Here is a 23608-nt window from a genome sequence, read left to right on the forward strand (position 1 = left end):
TCCGTGCGCGCTGCGTGGCACTTTTGCGGCGGCCTTGCAACCTGATGATTGTACAATTCGAAGGAGGGCTGAATGCCGTAACGGCATCATCGCGATCAGAGTCGGGCAAGAGATGGGAGGAGCTGGTCGAGCGAATCGATGACAGCGTCCGCGCCGAATTCTCCGGCCGGTGCATCGCAATACCCATAGGCGGCCGCGATCACCGGCACCCCAGCGGCCCGGGCCGCCTTCATGTCGTAGGAACTGTCGCCGACAAACGCGAACGCGCCGGGGTTTTCGGAATTCTCAGCGCACCGTTTGCGCGCTTCGAGGATAGGATCGGGATGCGGTTTGGAGCGAAAGATGCCGTCCGGACCTTTGCCCATCGTGTCGCCTCCGATCACCGTTTCGAACGGGTCGAGGAAATCGAGTTCGGTCAGAATCGAGCGGGCAAAGCTCTCGAACTTGTTCGTGACCACCGCCATTTTGACCCCGCGCGCGGCGAGCCCGGCGACGGCTTCGCGCGCGTGGGGGTAGGGCTTGGTGTAGACCGCGTTATTCTCGGAATAGAAGCGCAGCATCGCCTTGTAGAGCGAGCGGAAATCATCGCCTTCAAGCCCTCCGGGAAGGCCGCCTTGAGCGTTCACCGCCTGGGCCAGCATGATCTTCGCGCCTCCGCCAATCAGGTCCTGACTCGATTCCATCGCCACCGGCGCAAAACCGCCGAGAGCCAGTGCGTGGTTCACTGCGGCGCCAAGATCGCGGAAGGTGTCGAGCAGGGTTCCGTCAAGGTCGAACCCGACCGTCTCAAAAGGTATATCGGTCATGCCTTGGCGCCGTGGTGCAAACGACTTCAAACCGCAAGCATTTGCTGCCAAGCGGCGCGCAGCTTAAGGAGTGTGCATGACCGATTTCGCCGCCATCATCCTCGCCGCGGGCAAAGGCACGCGCATGAAAAGCGATCTGCACAAAGTGCTGCACCCGATCGCGGGCAAGGCTATGCTCCTGCATCTGCTCGACAGTCTGGCCGAGCTTTCACCGACTCGTACGGTGGTCGTGGCGGGCGACCGGCGTGATCAGCTCGAAGCAGCGCTCGCGGGCTATGACATCTCCACCGCGCTGCAAGAACCGCAATTGGGCACCGCGCACGCCGCGCTTCAGGCCAAGCCGGCGCTGGAGGGTTTTTCCGGTCATGTGCTGGTATGCTTTGGCGATGTGCCGATGGTGCGTGCCGAAACGGTGCAGCGTTTGACTGCGGCGCTGGAGGAGGGGGCAAAGGTCGCGGTGCTCGGTTTCCGCCCTGGCGACCCACTCGCTTATGGTCGGATTATCGCCAATAGCGATGGGACCGTGCGCAAGATGGTCGAATTCAAGGATGCGACCGAGCGTGAGAAGAAGACCCGCCTCTGCAATGCCGGGCTAATAGTCGCGCATTCCGACGATATGTGGCCGCTGCTTGAGGCTGTCGGAAATGACAATGCGCAAGGCGAGTACTACCTTCCGGATGTCGCGACCGGTGCGATCGCGCGCGGTGACAAGGTTGTGGTGGTTGAATGCGAGCCGGAAGAAGTCGCTGGCATCAATTCGCGCGCCGAACTCGCTGCCGTCGAAGCGTGGTGGCAGTCGCAGCGGCGCGAGCGGGCGATGGCGGACGGAGCGAGCCTGCGCGCGCCGGAAACCGTCTTCTTCAGCCACGACACCGTGCTGGGGCGCGACGTTACGGTTGATCCTCACGTCGTGTTCGGTCCCGGTGTGACCATCGCCGATAATGTCCACATCAAGGCCTTTAGCCACATCGAAGGGGCACAGATCGCCAGGGGTGCAAGCGCGGGCCCCTTTGCCCGACTGCGACCGGGTGCGATCATGGAAGAGGGCAGCTTTGTCGGCAACTTTGTCGAGATGAAGAAGGCGGTGCTCGGCAAGGGCGCCAAGGCAAGCCACCTGACCTATCTCGGCGATGCGACAATCGGAGAGGCCGCCAACATCGGAGCCGGGACGATCACCTGCAACTACGACGGCTATTTCAAGTATCAGACCACGATTGGGGAACGGGCCTTCATCGGTTCGAACAGCGCTCTGATCGCGCCGGTGAATATTGGCGCCGACGCAATCGTCGCCGCGGGATCGACCGTCAGCCGCGATGTCGCGGCGGGTGAACTTCGGATGGTGCGCGCCGAACAGCTCGTCAAAGACGGTTGGGCCGATCGCTTTCACGACACGATGAAGCGCAAGAAGGAAGCGGCGAAGAAAGACTGACCCAAGGAGGCTACCCATGACGCCAATCCTGTTTACCGCAACGACCAAGCCCGATGAGGCGCGGGATTTCTACACACAAGTGATGGGCTTCGCGCTAACCGAGGACAGCCCCTTCTCGCTCAGCTTCGATGCCTGCGGAACCATGTTGCGGGTGCAAAAGGTTCAGGACTTCACGCCGCTTCCCTTCACTCTGTTCGGTTGGCAGGTCGACGACATTGCCGCCAAGATTGACGAATTGCACGGCCGCGGAGCCGTCTTTGAACGCTTTGATTTCATGGGACAGGACGAGCGCGGTGTCTGGACGGCTGCCGATGGCGCGAAGGTGGCGTGGTTCAAGGATCCGGACGGCAACACCTTGTCTCTTAGCGAGTTCGGCTGATTGTCTGAGAGCGATCTCACCTGCTGGCTCTGTGGGCGCCCGTTCGAAACGCTTATCCAGTGGCACCATCCAGTGCCCAAGTCGAAGAAGGGGCGCAGCACCGTTCCTCTCCATCCGATCTGTCACAAGACTATCCACGCCAATTTCACAAACGCCGCGCTTGCGAGGATTGGCGATGATCCGGATCGTATCCGAGGGAACGAAACGATCGCGCGGTTTGTCCAATGGGTAGCGAGCAAGCCTCCCGATTTTCACGCCCCGACACGGCGATAAGCGATGATCCGGGAACCTTTGGCCAGCGCAACGGCTGGTGAAAGGCATGGCGAAAGGATCATGGATATGGGTTGGCCTGAGCGACTTGGCATCGGACTTGGTTTGGCGATTGGTCTGGGGTCGCTCGCGAGCGTGACTTATGCTCAGTACCGCGATCGCGGCGAGGGCCCGGCCTTCGACCTGATCCTTTCCGACGGGGCCTTCGAGCTGCGCGATTACGCGCCCATGATCGTCGCCGAGACGACCCATTCGGGCGACCGCCGCAGCGCCAGCGGCAAGAGCTTCGGTCGACTTGCTGCGTATATCTTCGCAAAGGACCGTCCGGAGGGGGGCGAGACCATCGCGATGACCGCCCCGGTCCTTCAGGAGGAGACGCGGGACAACATCTGGCGCATGCGGTTTGTGATGCCGGAGCGCTACACTCTGGAAACGCTTCCCGCCGCGCCCGATGATATTGCGCTGACCCAGGTGCCCGCGCGCCGTGTCGCGGCGGTCCGGTTCAGCGGCAACGGGTCAGCGCGTGATCTTGCGCGGATGGCCGCGTCCTTGAGCGAGTGGATCGCAAGCAGGGGCCTTAAACCCAAGGGCGATGTCGAATACGCCTTTTACGATGCGCCGATGGTGCCGGGGCCGCTTCGGCGCAACGAAGCGCTGATCGAAGTCGTCGCCGAATAGGGCGGCCCGGCGTTACGCGGTTTCGTGTTTTCGCTCGGTTGCCACTTCGTTGGCGTTAACGGGCGGGAAGCTGCGCTCCCATTGCTCAAACTCACCGCGGCTCAGCAGATAGCGCTCGCGCGCTTCGTGGAAGCTGATGACCCGGTCGTGCACCGCCTGGACCACATCGGCCTTGCGGGTATCGGACCAGTGCACGCGGTGGCTCTTGGGCAGGCCATACTGCTTGATGACATCGGCGATAGACATGTCGCGGGGGTACGCCATTTCCTCATTTCTCCTTTTTCGCCCCACCTGGTTGATCGGGGTGATCGCCTTCGTGGTGATGGGAGAATTGCCGGAGACACTTAACGAGATCTTTCGAAACATGGTTAATTTTGGGTTAACCGCCTTCCTTGTGCTTGGCCTGCGGTGAACGGAGGCAAAAGTGTCGGATGCGTTTACATCTCCACCAAGAAGGGCTCCGGCGCCGACCGCGCCGAAGCCCTTTTCCTGACCCGATTGCGCGGCCCTATCCGCCCTCGCGTTCGTCCATCAGACGCTGCATCAGGTAAACGAACTGGAGCGCCTGGAGCTTGGCGCGCTGCTCGTTATCGACACCGCCCGAATGGCCGCCCGTCGTGTCCTCGAAGTAAAGGTAGGGCTGATCGAGCCCTTTAAGCTTGGCGGCTCCTTTGCGCGCGTGAGCGGGGTGGGTGCGGTCATCGGCGGTCGAGGCCCACAGGAACGGCATCGGGTAATCCACGCCCTCCTCGATCTTCTGATAGGGCGAGTAGCCGTCGATCCAGGCGCGCTGTTCGGGAATGCGCGGATCGCCGTATTCGCCAATCCACGAAGCGCCGCGCCCGATCAGGTGATAGCGCACCATGTCGAACAGCGGGATCTGTACGATCGCCGCGCCGAACAGGTCCGGGCGCTGTGTAAACGCGGTCCCGACCAGCAGGCCGCCTTGCGAGCCGCCCTGGATACCCAGATGCTCCGGCGAGGTGAAGCCGCGCGCCACCAGATCCTCGCCCACCGCGATGAAGTCGTCCCAGGTGCGCTGCTTGTTCTCGCGGATCGCGGTTTGGTGCCACATCGGGCCGAACTCGCCCCCGCCGCGCAGGTTCGCGAGCACATAGGCGCCGCCCTTCTCCAGCCACATCTTGCCCGTGCTGCCGAGATAGGCGGGCAGGCGCGGGATCTGGAATCCGCCATAGCCGGTCATCAGCGTCGCGGTCTCACCGGTCAGCTCCATGCCAGCGGGCTTGACGATGAAGTAAGGGATCTTCGTCCCGTCCTTGCTCGTCGCTTCATGCTGTTCGACATCCATGCCTGTGGGGTCGAAATAGGCGGGCGAGGTCTTGATCACCCTGGGATCGGAAGACCCGTCGGTGTAATAGAGCGTCGTCGGATTGAGGAAGTCGGTGACCGTGAACATGATCTGCTCGCTCTCATCCGAGCTTGCCGCGATGCCGACGGTCGCGTTGTCGGGCAACTCCACCTCTTCGCTGGTCCACGCGCCCCCTTCGTCATTGGCAACGAAGTTGAACTTCAGAACCTTGCCCACGACGTTGTCGAGCAGGCCGACATACAGCGCCCCCGCCGTAATCGCTCCGCCGCGTTTGGTCTGGCGTTCACCGGGCGCCCAGACGAGGGTCTTGGCCGCTGCGTTCGGGTCCTTCTTCCATTCTTCAAGTTCCATGGCGATGAGGCTGTCCGCGGGGAAGGTCTGTCCATCGACTTCCCAATCCTCATCGGTGGTCATCAGCATGTGCCCATCCACAATGCCGTAGGGCGAGGCCTTCTTGGGGATGTCGAGCTTCACCCACTCGTAATCCGGATTGAGCCAGAAATACTCGCTCTCGTGAAAGCTGATGCCGCGAAACGCCGTCGTCGCATGGATCGTACCGGTGTTGTCGCGCACAAGGTTCGCGCCCGCCCACACATCGCTCGGCTCGCCGCGGAACAGTTCCTTGGCCTCGGCGATGTCCGTGCCCCGCTTCCACACGCGGGTGGTGAAGGGGTATTCGCTGTCCGTGAGCGTGCCCTCGCCAAAATCGCGGCCAACGAACAGCGTGTCTTCGTCGAGCCACTGAACACCGCCCTGGCTCTTCTCGGCCAGCTCGAACCCGCCTTCCACGAAGGTCTTCGTGGTCATGTCGAATTCGCGCATGATGGTTGCGTCTTCGCCCCCGTCGGAAAGCGCGATCATGCACTTTTCAAGCTTGGGCGGTAGGCAGGTTGAGCCCTTGTAGACCCATTCCTTGCCTTCCGCGGCCGCCAGCGCGTCAACGTCGAGCACGGTTTCCCATTCCGGCTCCTCGCTCTGATAGCTTTCCAGCGTCGTGCGGCGCAGCAGGCCTTTGGGGTTCTGCTTGTCCTGCCAGAAGTTGTAGAGCCCATCGGGGCGGAAGCTCACATAGGGAATGCGGTCTTCGCTGTCGAAGATGGCCAGCGCCTCGGCCTTGAGATCCTCGAAACGCGCATCGGTTTCCAGCATCGCAAGCGTGCGCTTGTTCTCTTCCTCGACCCAGGCCAGCGCTTCCTCGCTGCGGGCCTCTTCGAGCCAGATATAGGGATCCTCTTCGGGGCCGGGGATGGGCGCCGTTTCGGCGTCCTTTGCGGCGTCGGTGTGACCGTCGGCGGCGGCGGGCGTCGCGACTGTCATTGCCAGCGCTGCCGTGATTGCAAGGGTGGATACAAGCTTCAAAAGTCCTCTCCTGTGAGAATTGCTGACCGCGTTTTTGCCGGGGATGAGATCGCTTGTGAAGGGCGAATGTGGACGCGCCCGCGCCCTCGGTTCGTCGCATGTGGAGAACGGTTGGAACACATGGAACACTGTCCTGGAGTCAAAAAACCCGGCGTCGGCCCGGCGGTCTTCGGGCCGGCCGGACGAGCGGTCGGTTCGGTGGGAGAGGCGCGCGCGATGAGCATGTCGCGCAGGCTGCCAAAAGCCGCGCCAGTAGGAAAACGCAAAAGCGGCGCGCCGACGCAAAAAAGGGCGACCATATGGCCGCCCTTGCAATGGTTGCGTTTCCGGAGGCGCGTTACCCCTCGACATGCTCCGCGAGCACGGTCAGGCCAGCATTGCCCACCTCGGCAAAGCCGCCGCGCACTTCAATCGTCTCGGGCGCGGCGCCCGGCGTCTTGTAGACCTGCACCGCGCCATCGCGGATTGTGCTCATGAAAGGCGCGTGCCCTTCGAGCACGCCGAATTCGCCATCGGTGCCGGGCACGACGACCATGTGGACGTCCTCGCTGCGAACTAGCTTGGCGGGCGTTACGAGTTCGAAGTGAAGTGGCATTCTTCAATCCTTTTATCCCCTCCCGTTCGGGAGGGGCAACGAGACTTGGCAGCTTGCTGCCTAGTCGCAGTGGGGTGGGTGGGCGAAACAACGGGCGTCGAACCCCCACCCCCAACCCCTCTCCAAGGGGAGGGGAGTCTCAATTACGCGTCCTCGGCCATCTTCTGGGCTTTCTCGACCACCATGTCGATGCCGCCGACCATGTAGAAGGCCGCTTCGGGCAGGTGATCGTACTCGCCGTCAACCACCGCCTTGAAGCTCTTGATGGTGTCCTCAAGCTGCACGAAGATGCCGGGGATGTTGGTGAAGACCTCGGCCACGTGGAAGGGCTGAGAGAGGAATTTCTGGATCTTGCGGGCGCGGGCGACGGTGAGCTTATCCTCTTCGGAAAGTTCGTCCATGCCAAGGATCGCGATGATATCCTGCAGGCTCTTGTACTTCTGCAAGGTCTCCTGGACCTTGCGCGCGGTCTCGTAGTGCTCCTGTCCGACAACGCGCGGCTCAAGGACGCGGCTGGTGGAATCGAGCGGGTCGACCGCCGGATAGATGCCCAGTTCCGAAATGGCGCGGTTGAGCGTCGTCGTCGCGTCCAAGTGCGCGAACGAGGTGGCCGGAGCCGGGTCGGTCAAGTCGTCCGCGGGCACGTAGATCGCCTGGACCGAGGTGATCGAACCCTTGGTGGTCGAGGTGATGCGTTCCTGAAGGTTGCCCATGTCGGTGGAGAGAGTAGGCTGGTAGCCCACCGCCGACGGGATACGACCGAGCAGCGCGGACACTTCCGACCCCGCTTGGGTGAAGCGGAAGATGTTATCGACGAAGAACAGGACGTCCTGGCCTTCCTGATCGCGGAAGTATTCCGCCATGGTCAGGCCCGAGAGAGCGACGCGCGCGCGTGCGCCCGGAGGCTCGTTCATCTGGCCGAAGACGAGCGCCACCTTGGAGCCATCGCTGATCGCGTTGCCGTCCTCATCCTTGGCGATGACGCCCGCGTCGAGGAATTCGTGGTAGAGATCGTTGCCTTCGCGGGTGCGCTCACCAACGCCCGCAAACACGGACACTCCGCCGTGACCCTTCGCGATGTTGTTAATGAGTTCCTGGATCAGCACGGTCTTGCCGACGCCCGCGCCGCCGAACAGGCCGATCTTGCCGCCCTTGGCGTAAGGGGCGAGCAGATCGATGACCTTGATGCCGGTGACGAGGATTGCCGCGTCGGTCGATTGATCGACAAAGGGCGGAGCCTCGGCGTGGATCGGTGCGGTCATGTCCGCGCCGACCGGCCCGCGCTCGTCAATCGCTTCGCCGACGACGTTCATGATGCGGCCCAGCGTCTTGGGGCCGACGGGCACGCTGATCTGCGCGCCGGTGTTGATCACTTCGCTGCCGCGCGTGAGGCCTTCGGTTGAATCCATCGCGATCGTGCGCACTGTGTTCTCGCCAAGGTGCTGCGCGACTTCGAGAACCAGCGTCTTGTCGCCGTTCTTGGTTTCAAGCGCGGTGAGGATCGCGGGCAGTTCGCCTTCGAACTGCACGTCGACGACAGCGCCGATGACCTGGCTGATAGTGCCAGCGGTGGTCAGGTTTACAGGTGCGGTGGCCATTATCTGGGTTCCTGATGCGTGAGATTAGGCGCCTTGGGCGCAAACGGTTTCGGGTTCGAGGAGGACGTATTCGCCATCCACCTCGGAAAGGACGCCTTCGTGGCGCAGGTAGTCGTCATCGCCGAGGCCGTATTCGCAGGTGAAATCGTGGCTGCCCATGCCCTGCGCGAGGCAGGTCGCCTTGTTGACCGGCTTTTGCGACGGGCAGGCGGCGGCGAACTTCTCGGCGAAGACATCGCGATCGGGCGGGCTGAGCTTGCCGCCCTTCTCGATCGCGGCCTGAACTTCGCGAGCGGTCGGAGCCTGCGGCTCGGCTTCTTCATTCGCGCCTTGCGAACAGGCGCTAGCGGCCAGGGCGAGCGGGGAGAGGATAATAAGAGTGCGGATCATAGTGCTTCTGCGCCTGCAATGATTTCAATGAGTTCGGTGGTGATCGCGGCCTGGCGGCTGCGGTTGTACTGGATGGTCAGATCCTTGATGAGCTCGCCCGCATTGCGCGTGGCGTTGTCCATCGCGGTCATCGAGGCGCCGTGCTCGGACGCCTCGCGCTCCAGCAGCGCGCCGAAGAGCTGGGTCTTCACGTATCGCGGCAGGAGCGCTTCGAGGATTTCCTCCTCGCCCGGCTCGTATTCGACCACCGCGCCGCTGTCGCCCGCCGCTTCCTCGGGGGAGGGGACCGGGATCAGCTGGTCGATGGTCGGGTCCTGGCTGAGCGCGGTCTTGAACACCGGATAGACGAGGTGCGCGACATCGAACGCGCCCGCCTCGAACATCTCCAGCAATTCGGTCCCGATCGCGTCGGCTTCGTCAAAACCCGGCGTCTTGACGGTGCTCGTGTCGAAGTGCTTGCCGATGCGATCGGCAAAGTCGCGTTTCAGGGGCGCACGGCCTTTCTTTCCGACCAGATAGAACTCGACCTGCTTGCCCTGGCCGATCAGGCTTTGCGCCTTGGCCTTCGCGGCCTTCACAAGATTGGAGTTGAGCGCGCCGCACAGGCCCTTGTCGGTGTTGACGACGACAATCAGGTGCTTGGTGTCCGAGCCTGTGCCGCTGAGCAGTTTGGGCGCGTTGTCGCCGGAAACCTTGCTCGCAAGGCTCGCCATGACGGCTGCCAGACGCTCCTGATAAGGGCGCGCGGCTTCGGCAGCGCTCTGAGCGCGCCGCAGCTTGGCCGCGGCGACCATCTGCTTGGCCTTGGTGATCTTTTGGGTCGATTTGACCGAGTTGATCCGACCTTTGAGTTCCTTGAGACTTGGCATTCCCTTGCCCCTAATCCGTTCGCCCTGAGCATGTCGAAGGGCTGTTCTTCACTTTTGACGTTCGTCCGAAAAGAAGTGCAGTGCTTCGACGGGCTCAGCACGAACGGGTGTGGAGGTTGCTCCTTGTAATCTTACGCAAACTGCTTCGCGAACGCGTCCAGCGCGGCGACGGTGCGATCCTTTACATCGCCGTCGAACTTCTTCGTCTCGCGGATCTCGTCGAGAATGTCGGCGTGGTTGGCGCGGATGAAGGCGAGCATGTGCTCTTCGTATTCGCCCACGCGGCTCACTTCGACATCGTCGATATAGCCGTTGGTTCCCGCAAAGATCGACACGGTCTGCTCTTCGAACGGCATCGGCGAGAACTGCGCCTGCTTCAAAAGCTCGGTCAGCCGCGCGCCGCGATTGAGCAGCTTTTGCGTCGCCGCATCGAGGTCCGAGCCGAACTGCGCGAACGCCGCCATTTCGCGGTATTGCGCAAGGTCGAGCTTCATCGAGCCCGAAACCTTCTTCATAGCCTTGGTCTGCGCGGCACCGCCCACACGGCTGACCGAGAGACCCACGTTGATTGCCGGGCGGATGCCCTGATAGAACAGGTCGGTTTCCAGGAAGATCTGACCGTCGGTGATCGAGATCACGTTGGTCGGAATGTAGGCCGACACGTCGCCAGCCTGCGTTTCGATGATCGGCAGCGCGGTCAGCGAGCCGTGGCCGTTATCCGCGTTCATCTTGGCCGCGCGCTCAAGCAGGCGGCTGTGGAGGTAGAACACGTCACCCGGATAGGCTTCGCGGCCCGGAGGACGACGCAGCAGCAGCGACATCTGACGATAGGCGACGGCCTGCTTGGAAAGGTCATCATACACGATCACCGCGTGCATGCCGTTGTCGCGGAAGAATTCACCCATCGCGCAGCCGGTGTAGGGTGCGAGGTATTGCAGCGGGGCGGGCTCGGACGCGGTGGCGGCGACCACGATGGAATATTCCATTGCGCCGTTCTCTTCGAGCTGCTTGACGATCTGGGCAACCGTCGAACGCTTCTGACCGACCGCGACATAGACGCAGTAGAGCTTCTTGCTCTCATCATCGCCTTCGTTGATCGGCTTCTGGTTGATGAAGGTGTCAATCGCGACCGCGGTCTTGCCGGTCTGGCGGTCGCCAATGATGAGCTCGCGTTGGCCACGGCCCACGGGCACCAGCGCGTCGATGGCCTTGAGACCGGTCTGCACCGGCTCGCTTACCGATTCGCGCGGAATGATGCCCGGCGCCTTGACCTCGACGCGGCGGCGCTCGGTCGTCTCGATCGGGCCTTTGCCGTCGATGGGATTGCCCAGCGCGTCGACCACGCGGCCCAGCAGGCCCTTGCCGACCGGCACGTCCACGATGGTCTCGGTGCGCTTGACGGTGTCGCCTTCCTTGATCTCGGCGTCGGAGCCAAAGATCACCGCGCCGACATTGTCGGCTTCGAGGTTGAGCGCCATGCCCTGAACGCCGTTGGCAAACTCGACCATTTCCCCGGCCTGCACCTTGTCGAGGCCGTGGATGCGGGCGATCCCGTCGCCGACGCTGAGCACGGTGCCCACTTCGCTGACTTCGGCCTCTGTGCCGAAATTGGCGATCTGGTCCTTGAGAACCTTCGAGATTTCTGCAGCGCGGATTTCCATCGGATTTGTCCTTTAAGCCTTCATGGGCCGTATCTGGGATCAGGCCTTCATGGCCTGGGCAAGAGAGTTCAGGCGAGTGCGGATCGAGGCGTCGATGCGTTTCGATCCAATGGTGACGACAAGACCACCGAGCAGGTCGGGGTCGACATCGGCGGACAGCATGACCGTGCGCCCTTCGCGCGCCGTCAGCTTGTCCTTGAGAGTGCTTAGCTGCGCGTCGGTCAGCGGATGCGCGCTGGTGACTTTCGCGGTGACCTCGCCGCGTTGGGCTGCGGCAATGGTCTTGAACGCGGCGATCATATCGCCCAGCGCGGACAGGCGGCGGTTGGCCGCGAGTACGCCGAGAAAGTTCGTGGTAAGCTCGGAAAGATCGAGATGCCTGGCCACAGCGGCCATGCCCTCTCCCTGCTCTTCGCGGGAGAGCTGGGGATTGGTCGTGACGTTTGACAGCGCATCCGATTCGGCGATCGCCGCATCCAGCTTTTCAAGGTCGGTTTCAACCGCGGTTACGGTTCCGTTTTCGCTCGCAAGCTCGAACAAGGCCGACGCGTAGCGGCCTGCTAGGCTAGCCTGAATACCGGCGGAAATATCCACGCGCTCGTTCTTCCTTCTCGGGAGGCGGTAAAAGTGTCTCGTCTCGCCTTGAACATTGGTGTGTCCCACAAGGCGCAAGAAAGCGTCCCCGTCCAAGGCTGGCGCGCGCCTAGCACCGGGGAAATCATGATGCAAGCCGCCCTCTGGACACATGGACCATTGTCGGTAACTTTAGCCTACAAAGGGGCGAAAAGTCCGATGGGAGAGAGATGAATGAAACTGACCGCGATGGCGCCTGAATGCGGCGTGGAAGTATCCGGCGTGGAGCTGGCAACCTGCAACGACGCGCAGATGCAGGACATCAAGAACGCGATCTACGAGCATGGCGTTGCCGTGTTCCGCGATCAGGAGTTTACGCCCGAAGAGCACATTGCCTTCGCCAAGCGCTGGGGCGGGATCGACATCAACAACTATTTCCCCTTGAACGAGGCCTATCCCGAGATCGCGCTGGTCAAGAAAGAGCCCGATCAACAGACCAATATCGGCGGCGCGTGGCATACCGATCATTCCTACGATCAGATACCCGCAATGGGTTCCATTCTCGTCGCGCGCGTTCTCCCGCCCGCAGGCGGCGACACGATGTGGGCGCATATGGGCGCGGCCTATGATGCGCTGCCCGACGATCTGAAAGAAGAGATCGAGGGGCTTGAAGCCTTTCACACCGCCGATCACGTCTACAAGTCGGACGGCCTCTACGCGCAGACCGATCAGGGCAAGAGCCTTCGCGGGCACGATGTCGATACCGGAGCGGTGCACCCCGTGGTGATCCGTCACCCGCACACCGGACGCAAACTGCTCTACGTGAACACGGCTTTCACGATTCACTTCGTCGGCCAGACGCGCGAGGAGAGCCTTCCGCTCTTGTCGAAGCTGTTTGCCGCGGCCCTGACCAAGACCAATCAATGCCGCCTGGAATGGAAGCCGGGTACGGTCGCGATCTGGGATAACCGCACGACGTGGCACAACGCGATCAACGATTATCAGGGCCACGCGCGCGAAATGCACCGTATTACGCTTTCGGGAGAGGCGATCGCGGCTTAGATTGAAGCGCTCACGCTTCGCTGATTGACTGTCGAGCATCCTCAAACGTCGTCATTGCGAGCGAAGCGAAGCAATCCAGGGGCGTTCCGCTCAGCGCTCTGGATTGCCGCGCGGCTGCGCCGCTCGCAATGACGAAAGTGGGTAAGTTGGATGGAACGTGAGCAGGAGGCTGCCTTTCCCAAGCTCCGTCTTCGGGGCAGCCGCCGTTCGCTAAACTCCGTGAGACGCCTCCGTGCGATGGCAATAAGCGCGAACTTGGGCGCAAAGTGCGGTTCGTACGTCGCCATCGAGGATTATCCACTATTCCGCTTCCTGCGGAACGCCGCGCGCGGCCTCGCAGATATAGACGAGGCGTTCGTTGGGACGCTCGGGCAGGATCGAGAGTATCGCCGATTGCTGTTCGCCCAGAACGCGCGCCGCGTCGGTCACACCGCAGGCGGGCGGTGTGTAGGCGTCGCGGATCGCGCGCGCATTCTTCATGGCCGCGCGGCCCAGCAGATACCGATCGGTCCGGAAAATCCGGGTCTGGGGATCGTAGGAGTTGATCGAAACGGCGGATTCGTCGTTCGGGACGAACACGCGGGTCCAGTCGCCATTGGCAAAGCCGTATTGCGTGCGCGAATTGACACAGCCATCGGCGGCCCAGTCGAATTCGACATCGTCGGTGCGCGCGCCGGTCACCCGGCTGCGTTCCGGGATGAAGGTGCAAAGCAGCGTTCCCTCGCTCGCGAGCGAGGGCTGGGCCGGCGTTTCGTCCTCGCCTGTCTCCAGCTCGCCCATGATTGAAGCGACGCGGTCCTCAAGCTCGGAGAAGCCGGGGCGCGTGATCCATACGAGCGCCATTGCGATGAGAAACGCGCCCGAGAGCCCGGCTGCGATGATCACGCGCGGTTGCGGCACAGCCTGCGCGGAGCCGTCGGCGCCGCTGGCGGATCCCGCTTGCCGCAAACGCACAGCGACTGCCGCGCAGACGAGCGCCAGCAACAGCAGGACAAGGGCCAGCGCCACCGCGTTGTCGCGCGCCTCGGTAATGTCGAGCAACGCCTGCAGGCGCGCCGCCTCGCGCGCCTCGCGCGCCTTTGCCTCGCGCGCCGCGATACGCTCGCGCGCCTCGGCGCGCTCGGCTTCGAAGCGCGCGCGTTCGGCCGCGTTCAGCTCCGCGAACGAGCGACACGGCGCCGTGCTCGTGTTGGGCTCGACGTCGTTGGCGCGCAGGAATGGCAGCAATTCGCGCAAGGACACAGCGAAGTAGAACTCCGCATCCGAACCATCCGAATCCGCGCCGAACGAATTGACGCCGACCACGCGCCCGCAGGAATCGAGCAGCGGGCCGCCCGAATTGCCCCGCGCAATGGGCGCGGTGTGAAGCAGCGTATCGAACTGGCGGCTGGGGCGCTGACCGGAGAGAAAGCCGCGAGTCTTTACCGGCGGTTGCGCATCAAAGATATCCGCAAAGTCGAGCCCCTGCGCCAGATCCACGTTCATCGGATAGCCGACCGCCGAAACCTCTCCCATATCGCCGCTGACCACGCCCGCTATCGTCAAGGCGGGCAGGCGCAGGCCATCCTCGGCGATTTCCAGCAAGGCCAGATCGTTGCGCGGTGACACCGATATCGCGCGCGCAAAGGCGCCGTTGCCGGCCTCGCCCACGCTTTCGGAAGGAACCACACCGATGCGCAGCGTGTCGTCCTGCAAAGCCTCGCGGATGACATGGGCGTTGGTGACGATCAGCGTGGGCGTTACCGCAAAGCCGCTGCCGTGGCTCACCGGGATCACCGCTTCCTCGCCCTCGGGCCCCTGCGTGCCGATCAACACAACGCGCACGACCCCGCGCGCCGCCGCTTCGACGTCGGCGGAATCGGCGTGCGCGGGCGATGTCAGCAGCGCCATCAGCGCCGCAAAAATCCAGAAGGCCTGTTTCATTCGGCCTCCCTTTAGGCGCGCTGCGACATTGACCGCAAGCTTCGGGACGCGCCTGTTCCCTCTCTGGGTTAAGCGTGAAGCCATCAGGAAAGGCACCGCGCTATGGACTATGTCATCGAAGGGCTCGATCCCGCCGCATTCAAGCCCTATTTCGGGCTTGACGACACTCAGTTGAAAAGCCGCAACGCCGCCCGTTTCCAGGTCGATGCAAAGCCGGGCTATCCGTGCCGCGTGAGTCTGGAGGATGCCCAGGTGGGAGAGACCGTTATCTTGCTCAATCACGTCAGCCGGGCCGACAACACGCCGTACCGCGCCAGCCATGCTATCTTCGTGCGAGAAAGGTTGGGCGAAGGCGCACGGTTTCGAAATGCGGTTCCTGAGGTGTTTCATTCCTGTATCCTCTCGCTGCGCGGCTTTGATGAAGCGGGCATGATCATCGATGCACGGCTGAGGCAGCCGGGAGAGGCGGACAGCGATTTGCGCGGCTTGTTTGAAAATGACGCTGTCGTGGAGATCGACGTTCACAACGCGATACGCGGGTGCTTTTCGGCACGGGCAAGGAGGGCGTGATGGTCCAACGCTCCGGTCTTACAGATGATGATTGCTGGCGCATTGCGCTTGCCAAGGATCGTCGTTTCGATGGTGCGTTCGTGACGGGCGTGCACTCGACCGGTATCTATTGCCGCCCAAGCTGCCCGGCGCGCGCGCCGCTTCGGCGCAATGTACGCTTCTATGCGACACCGCAGGACGCGCGCGCGGCGGGGCTAAGGGCGTGCAAGCGCTGTTCGCCCGACACCCAAAGCGCCGAAGAAGCCTGCGTCCTGGCGGCGATCGCCGCAATTCGATCGGGAGAGGCGGCAACGCTTGCCGCCCTGGCCGATCTGACGGGGTACTCGCCGACACACTTCCAGCGCTTGTTCACCCGCACGGTCGGTCTCTCTCCCGCCGCGTTCGCGCGCGCCTTGCGAGAGGACCGGGTCAGGCGCGAACTCGCTGGCGGAGCGGCGGTGAGCGACGCGCTGTACGCCGCGGGATATTCAACGCCGTCGCGGTTTTACGCCGAGATGAAAGGGAAAATGGGAATGAGCGCGAGCGACTGGTCGAATGGCGGCGCGGGCCGTCGCATTCATTGGAGCGTTATCGAAACCTCGCTCGGCCCGATGCTGGTGGCCGCGACATCCAAAGGCGTGTGCTGCCTTTCCTTCAACGAGTGCGAGACGGAGCTTCGCGCGCGCTTCCCCGAGGCCGAATTGGTCGAGGCCGGGGAGGACTTTGCCACCTTGTTCGACCGCGTGGTGGCCGCGGTCGAGAAGCCGGGAACGGGGGGCGGCGCGGCGATCCCGCTCGATGTCAAGGGCACCGCCTTTCAGCAACGCGTCTGGAACGCTCTGCGCCAGATCCCGCCTGGCGAAACGCGAAGCTACGGCGAACTGGCCGCCGCGCTCGGCAATCCCAAGGCCAGCCGCGCGGTCGGCAGCGCAAACGGTGCGAACAACATCGCCGTGCTGATCCCGTGCCACCGGGTGGTGCAGGCGGATGGTTCAATTGGTGGCTACGCCTATGGGTCGCAAATCAAGCGCGAATTGCTGCGCCGCGAAGGGTCCGAGATCGATGAGAATCCAGAAAACCTGTTGTGACCCGGAACGATTCTGAACTTGAGCGTTCACTTATTGCAGCGCGGGGGTCGGCCCCGTGGCAATCAGGGAAAGCGCCGGAATGTCAGATTATCCGCTCGACCTCGCGACCGAGCTTGAACCGGTCGGTGAGACCCGCCTCAAATCGTCGGCGGGGGAGGCGTATTGGAACTTCACCTCGGCCTTTGGCGGGTGGGCGCTGGCGCTGGGCTACAGCGCGGTGCAAAAGGCAAGTCCGCAGACCGGAGCGCTGGCGAGCGCAGTGGCGTCGTTCTTGAAGCCGTTGCCGGAAAGCGGTCTGATGATCGATGTTCGCGCGCTTCGCGAGGGGCGACGCACCAATTTCATGCGGGCCGAGTTCGCGAGCGAAGATACGCCCGACACCCCCGTCTTTACCGCCGATTACGTTTTCAGCGATATGAAGATGAAAGAACTCGACTATACGTGCGACTTTCCCGATGTGAAGGCGCCGGAGGATGCAGCCCGCCTGCCCGACAACCCTGGCCCCAAATTCCTCAGTCGGTACGAACAGCGCGTCGCGCTCGGCCAGCCCTTCAGCGCGCAGGAGCGCCCTCATTCCGCCTTCTGGGTGCGCGATGCAGCGGACAGGCCCTGGGATGCCAAGGCGCTGCTGGCGCTGTCGGACACGCCGATGCCGCGTACCTTCTTTGTCGATCCGACACCGCGCTTTGGCTCGACGGTGCAATACGATCTGCATGTGATGTGCGGCGCCGATGATCTTGCCGCGTGCGGGAGCGACTATCTGCTGGTCGAAGCCTCCAGCGATCGGGTTTTCTCGGGCCGCTTCAGCCAGGTGACGCGCATCTGGTCGCGCGAGAAGCGCTTGCTCGCGATCTCCAACCAATTGGCCTTTTACTGAGCCGACGTCGGGCGCAAGCCTGCGTCTTACGCGTTCTTGATGGTCAGCCCGCCGTCCACCGGGATCACCGCGCCGGTGATAAAGCTCGCCGATGGCAGCACCAGCGAAAGCGTTATGTGCGCCACCTCTTCCGGGAAGCCATAGCGGCGCAGGGGCACGCGGCGTTTGGCGTAGATCTCTTTGTGCTCTTCGGGAATGGCCTCGGTGATGCCGGTCCGGATCGGGCCGGGGCACACGCAGTTGACCGTTATCCCTTCGCGGCCCAGGTCCACCGCCATGCCGCGCGTAAGGCCGATGACGCCGTGCTTGGCCGCGACATAGGGCGAGTTTCCGGGCGTTGCGCCCTGCCCTTCGGTCGAGGCGATATTGACGATACGCGGATGCGCGCTTTGTCTGAGGTGGGGAAGGCTTGCACGGATGATGCGCTGTTGCGCGGTGAGCATCGCCTCAAGGCTGTCGCTCCAGACTTGCGGGTAGTGCTCGTCCTCGATCAGCGCGTGGCGCGCAAATCCGGCGTTGTTGACGACGATATCGAGCCCGCCGAACGCGTCGACTGCGGCGGCGATCGCGGTCTCGATCGCGGACGGATCGGTAACATCCAGCGCCATCGCAAGAGCATCGCCCGGATAGCCCGCCTCGGCGATTTCCTGCGCGACCGCATCGCACTTGGCTTGATCAAGATCGGTCACCGCCACCTTTGCGCCCTGTGAGGCAAACAGATGCGCGCTCGCGCGGCCCATGCCGCTCGCCGCGCCGGTGATGATGGCGGTGTGCCCGGCAATCGAGCGGCTGAGATCCTTGTAGGGTTCCATCAGGCGCCCCTCAATCGAGCTTTGGCGGAAAGCCGGGTTCGGCCTTGGCCATGGCGCGTTGATACGCTTCGCGCGCGCCGATGCGTTTGAGGTAGGCTTGCAGATTGGGCTTGTCGTCGATCGGCTGCTCGCGAAACGCGCGGCTGGTGGTGAGCTGGAACACCATCATGATGTCCGCCGTCGTCAGCTGCGACCCGCCGAAGTAATCGGCCTCGCCCAGCCGCCGCTCGATCTGCGCCCAGGCGTTGTTGACGCGGTTCATCATCGGCTCGGGCATCTCCGCCCCTGCAAAGGCGACCGCGATCTGCATCATCCCGTTGGTCATGAAGGTCGCGTTGGCGAAGTGGAACCAGTAGAGATGATCGGCGAAGTCGGGGTGATCGGGGCCGGGCACCAGATCGCTGTCGGGCGCGTACTTGCCGATGATGTACTCGACGATGGCGCCGCTCTCGCCCAGCAGCACGTCACCGTCTTCGATCAGCGGCGCGATCTGCATGGGGTGGAGCGCCTTCAACTCCGGCGGGGCGAGGCGCGTTTCGGGATCGCGATTATAGAGCTTGAGATCGTAATCGAGCCCGAGTTCCTCGCACAGCCAGACAATGCGTTCGGACTGCGAAATGCGCAGGTGATGAATGGTGAGCATGGCTTTGAGAATCTCCTCTAGTTCTCGCGCGCCCACCCTTTGCGAGCCGGCTGGAGAGAGTCGAGGAATTTGTCGGCGCTTTCGAGATACTCGCGCTTTTTTGCATCGCCCATCCGGTCCCAGGTCGCGTAAATGCGGCCGATGCGATGGTTGCTTTCAAGCCGCTCGCGGTGGCGGTCCATGAAGTGCCAGTAGAGCGGATTGAACGGGCAGGCGCCTTCGCCGGTCTTCTTGCTGACCGAGTACGTGCATTCCTTGCAGTAGTTGGACATCTTGTTGATGTAATTGCCGCTCGCCGCGTAGGGCTTGGTCGCGAGCTTGCCGCCATCGGCGTAGAGGATCATGCCCGATACGTTGGGTAGCTCGACCCATTGATAGGCGTCGGCGTACACCGCGAGATACCAATCCTGGACATCGGCGGGATCGATCCCGGCGATAAGGCAGAAATTGCCCAGCACCATGAGCCTTTGAATGTGGTGCGCGTGCGCGTCCTCGTGGGTGGAACGGATGCAGTCGGCAAGGCAGCGCATGTCGGTTTCGCCGGTCCAGAAGAACTCCGGCAGCGGGCGCGTCGCCTCAAGCGCGTTGTCACTTTCGAGACCCGGCATGTGCAGCCAGTAAAACCCGCGAATATATTCGCGCCATCCGATGATCTGGCGGATGAAGCCTTCGACCGAATTGATCGGCGCGCGGCCTTCCTCGTAGGCTTGCTCGGCGCGTTCGCACAGGTCGAGCGGGTCCAGAAGGCCGCAGTTGAGGCTGGTCGAGAGCATTGAGTGATACATGTCGTCCTGCCCGTGGACCATCGCGTCCTGATAGGGACCGAACTGCTCGATACGCTGTTTGAAGAAGGCGTCGGCGGCCTTGTTCGCTTCGTCCGAGGTGACTGGCCAGTGAAAGCTTTCAAGGCTGCCGAAGTGGTCGCCGAAGCGATTCTCGACCAGATCGATCACCTCGCGGGTGATGTCGTCGGGTTCGAAATGCGGGACGGCGGGCGGGTCCATATCCTCTTTTGGCGGCTCGCGATTGTCCTTGTCGTAGTTCCAGTCGCCTCCCTTGGGTTTGCCGTCATCGGTCATCAGGATGCCGGTGCGTCTGCGCATCTCGCGGTAGAAATGCTCCATGGTCAGGTGCTTGCGACCCTCCGCCCATTCGCGAAAGGTTGCGTGGTCGCAGACAAACCGGTCATCGGGGAATATCTCGACCTCGCAGGCGAACTTGTCCGGCCATTCTTCGAGCGCCTGTTGCACGCGCCACTCGCCCGCTTCGGTTATGTGGACGGCGCGCGGTTCGTGGCGTTCGATCGCGCGCGCGACCTCGCCGGTGAAGCTGCCCGAATTGTCTTTATCGTCGAGCTTCACATAATCGACGCTCCACCCGTCGTCGCGCAGCTCCTTCGCAAAATGACGCATCGCCGAAAAGACGAGGACAATCTTCTGCTTGTGGTGTTTGACGTAAGCGGCCTCGTCCCAGACCTCCATCATCAGGATGACGGTATCGTCTTTGGTCCGGCCCCGGATGCTCGAAAGCGTGCGGGTCAATTGATCGCCGAGGATCGGGACGAGGATCGGAGTTCGAGCGGGCATGGTGGCGAAACGCGCGGGTGGCCGCTTCGCTCCCGGACCGGGATTTGATCGATCAGGGTTCGGCCCTGGCGGCGGCGATCTCCTTCGCCGGCGCTGCGGTCGGCTCGGTCGGCCTGGGCTCGGCGCCGAAATCGGCCCGCTTGAAAGCGTCTGAAGGGACAAACCGGAATTTCGAGGTGCCTTGCCGGTAAAGCACCGAGCCTGTGCAGTTCGTGTCGCGTTTCATATGGCCATCTGAGGCGAAAGCCTGGCGCGCTTCCTCTTCGCTTTCGCGAAAGTAGATCTCGTTGACGTGGTTGCCCGTCGGCCCGTTGATCCATTTGTAGGCGGTTGGCGAGCGATCGCGCAGATAGCCCAGCCAAGCGCCGACGACCGCGTTGGCGTGCGCTTGCGAAATCGCGCTTGGACCATCGAAGATGATCGGGTCATATGTGCTGACCTTGTAGACCGGCTTCTTGCATCGTTCCGGGTCGTAAGGTTCGTAAATGGCGAGCATCACGTACCACGTCTTGCTGGCCTCAGCGTGGTCTGGCGCCGGTTCTGGGGCGGCGGAGGGCACCGTGGCCTTACGCTGTGAAGCTTCTGGCGATGGGGCCCTGGCCGCTTGGGTGGGCTCTGTCTGAGCTAGAGCCGGGAGCGCCAGAGTGGCGCTTGCTACGAGGCCCAGCCATACCGTTGCATGCTTCATATTGCCCTCATGCGTTACCTTCCGACCGGCACCATTCGCACATGAGGATTAGGATAGGGCTAAAGTAACGAACGAGCCGACCTGTTTACACAAAGCTGTAAGGGTCAATGTCGATCCCAACACGCACGCCGGGTGGGAAGTCATGTGCGTCCAGCCAGTCGCGTATTGTCGCCTGCAGGTTGGCGGTTCGGCGCGCGTTGATGAGGAACCGGTAGCGATAGCGACCGCGCAGCAACGCCATCGGGGCAGGGGCTGGTCCCAGGATGTAGAGATCATCGGCGTGGGGGCGTGTATCGCCAAGTCTGGCGGCGGCGGCGCGCGCTTCGCGTTCGTCTTCGCTCGAAAGAATGATGGACGCCCAGCGGCCAAAGGGTGGGGCGCCTGCGTCGCGCCGCGCGTCGGTCTCGGCGGCGTAGAAGGCGTCGCGGTCTCCATTGGCGAGCGCGGCGATGACGGGCGCGTCGGTGTGGCGCGTCTGGATCAGCACTTCGCCCGGCTTGGACCCGCGTCCCGCGCGTCCGGCCACTTGCGCGACCTGCTGGTAGGTGCGCTCTGCGGCGCGCAAGTCTCCGCCTTCAAGGCCCAGGTCTGCGTCGATCACACCGACGAGGGTGAGCTCGGGGAAGTGGAAGCCTTTGGTGACGAGCTGCGTTCCCACGATCACGTCGATCGCTTTGTTCTGCACCTTCTCGAGGAAATCCGCCGTGCGCTCGGGCGAGTTGAGCGTGTCCGAGGTCGCAATGGCCACGCGTGCCTCGGGGAAGAGCTCGCTGACCTCGTCTGCGATGCGCTCAACGCCGGGTCCGCAGGCAACCAAGGCGTCTTTTTCGCCGCATTCCGGGCATTCGTCCGGAACCTGTCCCTCGAACCCGCAATGGTGGCAGGCGAGGCGGCTGGAGAGCCGGTGCTCGACCAGCCAGGCCGAGCAATTGGGGCATTTGAAGCGGTGACCGCAATTGCGACACAACGTCAGCGGCGCGTAGCCACGGCGATTGAGAAACAGAAGCGACTGCTCGCCGCGCGCAAGGCGGTCCTCAAGGCCCTGGACCAGTGGTTGCGCCAGCCAGCGACCCTCGCCCGGCTTGTCGATGGTGAGATCGACAAGCTGAATTTCGGGCAATTGCGCCCCGCCAAACCGACTGGGCAGATCGAGCTTTTGATAGATCCCGCTCGCCGCCATATGCAGGCTTTCAAGCGCGGGCGTCGCGCTGGCAAGTACCACGGGCAGCCCTTCGAAACGGGCGCGCATCACCGAGACATCGCGCGCGTTGTAGCGCACGCCGTCATCCTGTTTGAAACTCACCTCGTGTGCTTCGTCGACGACGATGAGGCCGAGGTTCGCATAAGGCAGGAACAGCGCCGAGCGCGCGCCGACGACGACTTGCGCGGTCCCCTCGCTGATCGCGCGCCACGCGCGCCGTCGTTCGGTCGATTTGAGCGAGGAATGCCAAAGCACAGGCGCTGCCCCGAAGCGCTGCTCAAAGCGCGACAGGAAGTTCTCGGTCAGCGCAATCTCGGGCAGCAACACCAGCACCTGCCGCCCCATCCGGATTGCGGCGGCGATGGGTTCGAAATAGGTCTCTGTCTTGCCTGAGCCTGTCACTCCGTCGAGCAGGAAAGGCGCGTATTCCTGGGCTTCGACCGCTTTCACTAATGTCTTTGCGACCCGCAGCTGGTCGGCTGAAAGCGCGGGCTGGTAGAAGTCCGGTTCGGCGGGCGGGTAGGGGCGGTCTATGGCCACCGTCACCGGCTCGATAACGCCTTGATTGACGAGACCGCGCAGCACGCCCTCGGACACGCCGGCTATCCCGGATAGCTCGCGAATGGTCGCCTGCTCGCCCTCGAGCGCCTCGATAGCGACCGCGCGTTGCGGCGTCATGCGCTCGGGCACACCGCCGCTCAGGCGATACTCGGTGGTCGTGCTCGGCCCACCCAGCGCGCCGCCGCTCGAAAGCACCATCCGCGCTACATTGGCCATGGCGGCGCAGTAATAGTCGGCGGTCCATTCGATCAGGCGACGAAGCGGCTCAGACAGCGGCGGGACGGGCGAGACCTCCAGAATCGCGCGCAGCTTTGCGGCGGGGACTTCGGCGCCCGGCAAGCGGCCTTCATCCCAGACAATGCCGGTGACTTTGCGCGGACCCAACGGGGCGACCACAACACTACCGGGCTCGACGGTGCAGCCCTCGGGCAGCTTGTAATCCAGCGGGCCCAGAGCCGCGTTCAGAACCAGCAGGCGAATGCGTTGCGTCACGCCTCCTCTTATGGGCGCAGCGCCGTGTGCGGTTCAAGCGGTGCGGCGACGCAATCGACTGGTGATTGCAGCGTTACGAGCACCCCTTGCGCATCGTAAACTGAATGTGGGGACGCCCTGCGATGCGCCAGCCGCCGCCTTCAAAAGGCCCCTTTAGCCACCAGCGCGGACGCCTTCTTCATTCGACGC

The 23608-nt window shown here is 63.0% G+C and carries 23 protein-coding genes; 8 read left to right on the forward strand and 15 right to left on the reverse strand.

Annotation, left to right across the window (positions count from 1 at the left end; all coding sequences use genetic code 11):
• Nucleotides 1-95: 95 nt before the first annotated feature.
• Nucleotides 96-806 (reverse strand): HAD hydrolase-like protein, encoded by a 711-nt coding sequence (locus tag QNI87_RS09645; protein WP_300595998.1) that lies wholly within the window; start codon nucleotides 804-806, stop codon nucleotides 96-98.
• A 76-nt stretch (nucleotides 807-882) separates the two neighbouring features.
• Between QNI87_RS09645 and glmU the strand changes: the two genes are divergently transcribed.
• From glmU to QNI87_RS09665, 4 genes are read left to right on the forward strand one after another with little or no spacing between them, the layout of a single operon-like run.
• Nucleotides 883-2235 carry a bifunctional UDP-N-acetylglucosamine diphosphorylase/glucosamine-1-phosphate N-acetyltransferase GlmU gene (gene glmU / locus QNI87_RS09650; RefSeq protein ID WP_300595999.1) on the forward strand — a complete coding sequence of 451 codons (1353 nt, stop codon included), beginning with the start codon at nucleotides 883-885 and terminating at the stop codon, nucleotides 2233-2235.
• 16 nt (nucleotides 2236-2251) lie between these two features.
• The gene (locus QNI87_RS09655) at nucleotides 2252-2614 is read left to right on the forward strand and encodes a VOC family protein (protein ID WP_300596000.1); all 363 of its coding nucleotides are present in this window, start codon (nucleotides 2252-2254) and stop codon (nucleotides 2612-2614) included.
• The gene (locus QNI87_RS09660) at nucleotides 2615-2887 is read left to right on the forward strand and encodes an HNH endonuclease (RefSeq protein WP_300596001.1); all 273 of its coding nucleotides are present in this window, start codon (nucleotides 2615-2617) and stop codon (nucleotides 2885-2887) included.
• 60 nt (nucleotides 2888-2947) lie between these two features.
• Nucleotides 2948-3562 carry a heme-binding protein gene (locus tag QNI87_RS09665; RefSeq protein WP_300596002.1) on the forward strand — a complete coding sequence of 205 codons (615 nt, stop codon included), beginning with the start codon at nucleotides 2948-2950 and terminating at the stop codon, nucleotides 3560-3562.
• 12 nt (nucleotides 3563-3574) lie between these two features.
• On the opposite strand, the gene QNI87_RS09670 is transcribed toward QNI87_RS09665, so the two are convergent.
• From QNI87_RS09670 to QNI87_RS09705, 8 genes are all read right to left on the reverse strand, one after another.
• Nucleotides 3575-3826 carry a DUF1153 domain-containing protein gene (locus tag QNI87_RS09670; RefSeq protein WP_300596003.1) on the reverse strand — a complete coding sequence of 84 codons (252 nt, stop codon included), beginning with the start codon at nucleotides 3824-3826 and terminating at the stop codon, nucleotides 3575-3577.
• A 244-nt stretch (nucleotides 3827-4070) separates the two neighbouring features.
• The gene (locus QNI87_RS09675; protein ID WP_366146180.1) at nucleotides 4071-6251 is read right to left on the reverse strand and encodes a prolyl oligopeptidase family serine peptidase; all 2181 of its coding nucleotides are present in this window, start codon (nucleotides 6249-6251) and stop codon (nucleotides 4071-4073) included.
• 337 nt (nucleotides 6252-6588) lie between these two features.
• The gene (locus tag QNI87_RS09680; RefSeq protein ID WP_300596004.1) at nucleotides 6589-6846 is read right to left on the reverse strand and encodes an ATP synthase F1 subunit epsilon; all 258 of its coding nucleotides are present in this window, start codon (nucleotides 6844-6846) and stop codon (nucleotides 6589-6591) included.
• A 143-nt stretch (nucleotides 6847-6989) separates the two neighbouring features.
• On the reverse strand, nucleotides 6990-8444 hold the full coding sequence (gene atpD / locus QNI87_RS09685) for a F0F1 ATP synthase subunit beta (RefSeq protein ID WP_300596005.1): 1455 nt from the start codon (nucleotides 8442-8444) through the stop codon (nucleotides 6990-6992).
• A 24-nt stretch (nucleotides 8445-8468) separates the two neighbouring features.
• Complete coding sequence (locus QNI87_RS09690; protein WP_300596006.1) at nucleotides 8469-8834, reverse strand: hypothetical protein; 366 nt, start codon at nucleotides 8832-8834, stop codon at nucleotides 8469-8471.
• The gene (locus QNI87_RS09695) at nucleotides 8831-9703 is read right to left on the reverse strand and encodes a F0F1 ATP synthase subunit gamma (protein ID WP_300596007.1); all 873 of its coding nucleotides are present in this window, start codon (nucleotides 9701-9703) and stop codon (nucleotides 8831-8833) included. The genes QNI87_RS09690 and QNI87_RS09695 overlap by 4 nt, the downstream gene beginning before the upstream one ends.
• 131 nt (nucleotides 9704-9834) lie before the next feature.
• On the reverse strand, nucleotides 9835-11364 hold the full coding sequence (atpA, locus tag QNI87_RS09700; RefSeq protein ID WP_300596008.1) for a F0F1 ATP synthase subunit alpha: 1530 nt from the start codon (nucleotides 11362-11364) through the stop codon (nucleotides 9835-9837).
• A 39-nt stretch (nucleotides 11365-11403) separates the two neighbouring features.
• The gene (locus tag QNI87_RS09705; protein WP_300596009.1) at nucleotides 11404-11958 is read right to left on the reverse strand and encodes a F0F1 ATP synthase subunit delta; all 555 of its coding nucleotides are present in this window, start codon (nucleotides 11956-11958) and stop codon (nucleotides 11404-11406) included.
• Between the two features lie 213 nt (nucleotides 11959-12171).
• Between QNI87_RS09705 and QNI87_RS09710 the strand changes: the two genes are divergently transcribed.
• Nucleotides 12172-12999 carry a TauD/TfdA family dioxygenase gene (locus QNI87_RS09710; protein ID WP_300596010.1) on the forward strand — a complete coding sequence of 276 codons (828 nt, stop codon included), beginning with the start codon at nucleotides 12172-12174 and terminating at the stop codon, nucleotides 12997-12999.
• A gap of 300 nt (nucleotides 13000-13299) precedes the next feature.
• On the opposite strand, the gene QNI87_RS09715 is transcribed toward QNI87_RS09710, so the two are convergent.
• Complete coding sequence (locus QNI87_RS09715) at nucleotides 13300-14922, reverse strand: serine protease (RefSeq protein ID WP_300596011.1); 1623 nt, start codon at nucleotides 14920-14922, stop codon at nucleotides 13300-13302.
• A gap of 102 nt (nucleotides 14923-15024) precedes the next feature.
• Between QNI87_RS09715 and QNI87_RS09720 the strand changes: the two genes are divergently transcribed.
• The 3 genes from QNI87_RS09720 (at nucleotide 15025) to QNI87_RS09730 (ending at nucleotide 17436) form a co-directional block, all read left to right on the forward strand.
• Complete coding sequence (locus QNI87_RS09720) at nucleotides 15025-15492, forward strand: DUF1203 domain-containing protein (RefSeq protein ID WP_300596012.1); 468 nt, start codon at nucleotides 15025-15027, stop codon at nucleotides 15490-15492.
• Nucleotides 15492-16559, forward strand: a complete 1068-nt coding sequence (locus tag QNI87_RS09725; RefSeq protein ID WP_300596013.1) for a methylated-DNA--[protein]-cysteine S-methyltransferase — start codon at nucleotides 15492-15494, stop codon at nucleotides 16557-16559. Before QNI87_RS09720 ends, QNI87_RS09725 begins: the two co-directional genes overlap by 1 nt.
• A 79-nt stretch (nucleotides 16560-16638) precedes the next feature.
• Nucleotides 16639-17436: a thioesterase family protein gene (locus tag QNI87_RS09730; RefSeq protein WP_300596014.1), complete on the forward strand. Its 798-nt coding sequence runs from the start codon at nucleotides 16639-16641 to the stop codon at nucleotides 17434-17436.
• 26 nt (nucleotides 17437-17462) lie between these two features.
• Here QNI87_RS09730 and QNI87_RS09735 read toward each other — a convergent pair whose 3' ends face one another.
• The 5 genes from QNI87_RS09735 to QNI87_RS09755 form a co-directional block, all read right to left on the reverse strand.
• Nucleotides 17463-18248 carry an SDR family NAD(P)-dependent oxidoreductase gene (locus QNI87_RS09735; protein ID WP_300596015.1) on the reverse strand — a complete coding sequence of 262 codons (786 nt, stop codon included), beginning with the start codon at nucleotides 18246-18248 and terminating at the stop codon, nucleotides 17463-17465.
• A 10-nt stretch (nucleotides 18249-18258) separates the two neighbouring features.
• On the reverse strand, nucleotides 18259-18891 hold the full coding sequence (locus tag QNI87_RS09740; RefSeq protein ID WP_300596016.1) for a glutathione S-transferase family protein: 633 nt from the start codon (nucleotides 18889-18891) through the stop codon (nucleotides 18259-18261).
• A gap of 17 nt (nucleotides 18892-18908) precedes the next feature.
• Nucleotides 18909-20477, reverse strand: coding sequence for a cryptochrome/photolyase family protein (locus QNI87_RS09745; RefSeq protein ID WP_300596017.1), 1569 nt, complete (start codon nucleotides 20475-20477; stop codon nucleotides 18909-18911).
• A 52-nt stretch (nucleotides 20478-20529) separates the two neighbouring features.
• Nucleotides 20530-21036 (reverse strand): hypothetical protein, encoded by a 507-nt coding sequence (locus tag QNI87_RS09750; RefSeq protein WP_300596018.1) that lies wholly within the window; start codon nucleotides 21034-21036, stop codon nucleotides 20530-20532.
• Between the two features lie 214 nt (nucleotides 21037-21250).
• Nucleotides 21251-23419 (reverse strand): primosomal protein N', encoded by a 2169-nt coding sequence (locus QNI87_RS09755; protein WP_300596019.1) that lies wholly within the window; start codon nucleotides 23417-23419, stop codon nucleotides 21251-21253.
• Nucleotides 23420-23608: the final 189 nt, after the last annotated feature.

The organism is Erythrobacter sp., from assembly GCF_030066995.1.
Classification (GTDB): Bacteria; Pseudomonadota; Alphaproteobacteria; order Sphingomonadales; family Sphingomonadaceae; genus Erythrobacter.

Bases quoted from the DNA above. Each gene is read 5' to 3' on its own strand.
- QNI87_RS09645 (WP_300595998.1), bottom strand. From the start codon at position 806: ATGACCGATATACCTTTTGAGACGGTCGGGTTCGACCTTGACGGAACC.
- glmU (WP_300595999.1), top strand. From the start codon at position 883: ATGACCGATTTCGCCGCCATCATCCTCGCCGCGGGCAAAGGCACGCGC.
- QNI87_RS09655 (WP_300596000.1), top strand. From the start codon at position 2,252: ATGACGCCAATCCTGTTTACCGCAACGACCAAGCCCGATGAGGCGCGG.
- QNI87_RS09665 (WP_300596002.1), top strand. From the start codon at position 2,948: ATGGATATGGGTTGGCCTGAGCGACTTGGCATCGGACTTGGTTTGGCG.
- QNI87_RS09670 (WP_300596003.1), bottom strand. From the start codon at position 3,826: ATGGCGTACCCCCGCGACATGTCTATCGCCGATGTCATCAAGCAGTAT.
- QNI87_RS09680 (WP_300596004.1), bottom strand. From the start codon at position 6,846: ATGCCACTTCACTTCGAACTCGTAACGCCCGCCAAGCTAGTTCGCAGC.
- atpD (WP_300596005.1), bottom strand. From the start codon at position 8,444: ATGGCCACCGCACCTGTAAACCTGACCACCGCTGGCACTATCAGCCAG.
- QNI87_RS09690 (WP_300596006.1), bottom strand. From the start codon at position 8,834: ATGATCCGCACTCTTATTATCCTCTCCCCGCTCGCCCTGGCCGCTAGC.
- QNI87_RS09695 (WP_300596007.1), bottom strand. From the start codon at position 9,703: ATGCCAAGTCTCAAGGAACTCAAAGGTCGGATCAACTCGGTCAAATCG.
- atpA (WP_300596008.1), bottom strand. From the start codon at position 11,364: ATGGAAATCCGCGCTGCAGAAATCTCGAAGGTTCTCAAGGACCAGATC.
- QNI87_RS09710 (WP_300596010.1), top strand. From the start codon at position 12,172: ATGAAACTGACCGCGATGGCGCCTGAATGCGGCGTGGAAGTATCCGGC.
- QNI87_RS09715 (WP_300596011.1), bottom strand. From the start codon at position 14,922: ATGAAACAGGCCTTCTGGATTTTTGCGGCGCTGATGGCGCTGCTGACA.
- QNI87_RS09720 (WP_300596012.1), top strand. From the start codon at position 15,025: ATGGACTATGTCATCGAAGGGCTCGATCCCGCCGCATTCAAGCCCTAT.
- QNI87_RS09725 (WP_300596013.1), top strand. From the start codon at position 15,492: ATGGTCCAACGCTCCGGTCTTACAGATGATGATTGCTGGCGCATTGCG.
- QNI87_RS09730 (WP_300596014.1), top strand. From the start codon at position 16,639: ATGTCAGATTATCCGCTCGACCTCGCGACCGAGCTTGAACCGGTCGGT.
- QNI87_RS09735 (WP_300596015.1), bottom strand. From the start codon at position 18,248: ATGGAACCCTACAAGGATCTCAGCCGCTCGATTGCCGGGCACACCGCC.
- QNI87_RS09740 (WP_300596016.1), bottom strand. From the start codon at position 18,891: ATGCTCACCATTCATCACCTGCGCATTTCGCAGTCCGAACGCATTGTC.
- QNI87_RS09745 (WP_300596017.1), bottom strand. From the start codon at position 20,477: ATGCCCGCTCGAACTCCGATCCTCGTCCCGATCCTCGGCGATCAATTG.